Origin of the sequence: Corallococcus sp. CA053C, from assembly GCF_003611675.1 — a bacterium.
In the GTDB taxonomy this organism is placed as follows: Bacteria; Myxococcota; Myxococcia; order Myxococcales; family Myxococcaceae; genus Corallococcus.
The window spans coordinates 1-2,819 of sequence record NZ_RAWA01000672.1 but is presented as its reverse complement, the minus strand read 5'-3'; the positions used below and the strand labels follow the sequence as shown (position 1 = coordinate 2,819).

3 protein-coding genes are annotated in these 2,819 nt (G+C 70.4%); 2 read left to right on the top strand and 1 reads right to left on the bottom strand.

Going from position 1 to position 2,819, the window contains the following annotated elements; translation table 11 throughout:
* Together D7V97_RS41940 and D7V97_RS41935 are read left to right on the top strand one after the other, a co-directional pair.
* A partial coding sequence (locus D7V97_RS41940; protein ID WP_368669023.1) for a family 16 glycoside hydrolase occupies nucleotides 1–575 on the top strand: 575 nt, incomplete at its 5' end.
* Nucleotides 576–604: 29 nt separating this feature from the next.
* Nucleotides 605–2,170, top strand: coding sequence for a beta-ketoacyl synthase N-terminal-like domain-containing protein (locus D7V97_RS41935; protein ID WP_120616120.1), 1,566 nt, complete (start codon nucleotides 605–607; stop codon nucleotides 2,168–2,170).
* A 1-nt stretch (nucleotide 2,171) separates the two neighbouring features.
* Here D7V97_RS41935 and D7V97_RS41930 read toward each other — a convergent pair whose 3' ends face one another.
* Nucleotides 2,172–2,741: a hypothetical protein gene (locus D7V97_RS41930; RefSeq protein ID WP_120616119.1), complete on the bottom strand. Its 570-nt coding sequence runs from the start codon at nucleotides 2,739–2,741 to the stop codon at nucleotides 2,172–2,174.
* Nucleotides 2,742–2,819: the final 78 nt, after the last annotated feature.

Here is a 2,819-nt window from a genome sequence, read left to right as displayed (position 1 = left end):
AGCCCACCCTGCCCCCGGGCCCCTCCGAGGACGACTTCAACCGCGCCACGCTGGGCGACGCCTGGAACGTGACGAACCCCGCCGCCGTGACGCTGGAGGATGGAGCGCTGGTGGTGCAGGGCGTGGGCAACCGCCCGGTGTGGCTGAAGAAGCCCCTGCCCCAGAACGCCACCATCGAATTCGACGCCTGGTCCGACAGCGCCGAGGGCGACGTGAAGGTGGAGGCCTGGGGCGACGGCCGCTCCTTCTACGCGGGCGACCCGCGCCTGCAGTACACCGCCACCGGCTACGTCTTCATCTTCGGCGGCTGGCGCAACACCCAGTCCATCATCGCCCGGCAGCACGAGCACACCAACGACCGCGCGGTGCGCGACGGCGCCGTGGTGACTCCCGGCCAGCACTACCACTTCAAGATCACCCGCAAGGACGGGCTCCTGTCGTGGGAGGTGGATGGCAAGCCCTTCCTGTCCCTCCAGGACGCCTCGCCCCTGTCCGGCCCGCGCAACCAGCACTTCGCCTTCTCGGGCTGGCAGACGCGCGTCCACTTCGACAACCTGAAAATCCAGCCGCTGTAGTCTTCCCCCAGGCGGCGAAGGAAACATCCGTGCGCAGAGTCGGAATCTTCGGCTGGGGCGTGGTTGCCCCGCGTTCCCCCAACATCGAGGCCTTCGCCCAGAACCTCGCGTCGTCCGAGACCTGGCTGACCCCCTTCAACGGCTTCGGTCCGGACAACTTCCTCGTCGGCAACCCCACCTTCAACCTGGCCGACTACAAGCCGTGGATCGACGCCCGGTTCCCCGGCAGCCGCTTCTCCCAGTTGGAGCGGAAGATGGGGCAGCCCACGCAGTACGCCATCGGCGCCTTCATCCAGTCGCTGGCGCAGAACCCCGGCATCGAGAAGGAGCTCCAGGAGCTGGGGGCCCGCGCGCACGTCTACGTGGGCACCGGCCTGGGCGACCTGCCCACCATCCAGAACATCTCCCTGGACCTCTACCGCGCCCAGCGCCGGTGGGACCGCTTCTGGGCCAGCCCCGAACACAACAGCGCCGTGCGCGCGTGGCGCGAGACGCGCGAGCCCCTGCCCGACATGCCCCCGGAGCCCTCCACCATCGAGGAGGTGGACCGCGACAAGGCGGAGGATGACTGGTGGCACTTCTGGGCCGGTCGCTCGCCGGAGCTGCGCGAGTACCTGGAGGAGCTGCGCGAGATTGAATCCATGGGCGTGCCCGACGAGGGCGACGTGGAGTCCGCCAAGCTCGCCGTCATCAAGGAGAAGCGCACCCGCAACGGGCGCCTGCAGAAGAAGTGGAGCTCCCCGGAGCCGCCCTGGAACGCGGTGTCCTCCAACGTGCTGTGGAACATCCACAACACGCCCGCCTCGCAGGTGTCCATGCTGGGCCAGATTACCGGCATGACGTTCGCGCCCGTGGCCGCGTGCTCGTCGTTCGGCTACGGCCTGAAGCTGGCCATGAACGCCATCCGCCTGGGCGAGGCCAAGGCCGTGGTGCTGGGCATGACGGACGCGGCGCCCAACCCGCTGGTGGTGGGCGGCTTCTACAACGCGCGCGTCATCTCCGCGGACGCCGCCGTGTCCAAGCCCCTCACCGCGCTGCGCGGCACGCACATCGCCGGGGGCGCCGTGGTGTGGGTGGTGGGCGACTACGAGCACTTCACCGCGAAGGGCTTCAAGGCCCTGGGCCTGGAGCCCGTCGCGGTGGGCGTCACCGCGGACGCCGACCACATCATCACCCCGTCCAAGGAAGGCCCCACGCTGGCCATCCGCGAGGCGCTCCACGCCGCTGGCTGCGAGCCGAAGGACGTGGGCAGCTGGGACCTGCACGCCACCGCCACCCCGGGCGACTTCCTGGAGGTGCAGAACCTGCGCGACGTGCTGCCGGAGTCGGTGCTCATCACCGCGCGCAAGGGCACCTTCGGCCACGGCATGTCCGCGGGCGGCGGCTGGGAGCTCACCGCGCAGTACCTGGGCGCCGAACAGGGCAAGGTCTTCCCCACGCCGCTGGCCGCGCCGGAGCTCAACAAGCAGATTGGCAAGGTGCACCGCCGCTTCGTGTACGACCACGAGGAGCCGGCGCCCGAGGGCTGCTCGGGCAAGCTGTCCATGGGCGTGGGCGGCATCAACGCCTGCGTCATCTCCCGCCCCTGGAAGTGACTCAGGGGTACTTCGCGGACGCCTCGGCCTCCAGCGCCGAGGCGGTCTTCGGGTCCAGCCGCCGGAGGAACTTCAGCTCCAGCTCCAGGTCGCGGTAGCTCTGCTTCTGGGCCGCGCCCAGGCCGCTGGTGCTGCGGCCCACCGCGTTCGGATCCGCGAGCTTGCCGGACGACGAACCGCCACCGCCGGAGTCGGTGTAGCTGACGCCCACGGACTGCTGCACGCGGTCGTTGCGGAGCGCGCGCAGCACGCACCGGCCGTCCTGCAGCGTGATGCCCTCGATGAGGTAGCGCGTGGAGGACGTGGGGCCCAGCGTGCCGCCGCCGGAGTCCAGCCACTCCGTCTCCAGCACGTAGCGCCCCTGCAACTCGCGCCACGAATAGCCCTGCTCCTCCATCATCGCCTTCACCTCCGGCCACAGCTCCGCGAGCGGCCGTGAGTAGGCGACGGCCGCCGTGCGGTCGCGCAGCCAGGCGTGGCGTTGGGGACCGGCGCAGCCGGCGAGGAGGCCGAACACGACGAGCACGGCGGACAGGACCCACGACGGGGCCCCACGGGGACTGTGGCGCATGGGGGCAACCTCCGACGGCAAGCAGCGACGAGGCAGCAGGGACAGGAAAGGCCAGCATAGCGCGCCCCCTTCCCCCCT

Excerpts from the sequence above, each read along its gene's own strand:
- D7V97_RS41930 (WP_120616119.1), bottom strand. The coding sequence starts at position 2,741 with ATGCGCCACAGTCCCCGTGGGGCCCCGTCGTGGGTCCTGTCCGCCGTG.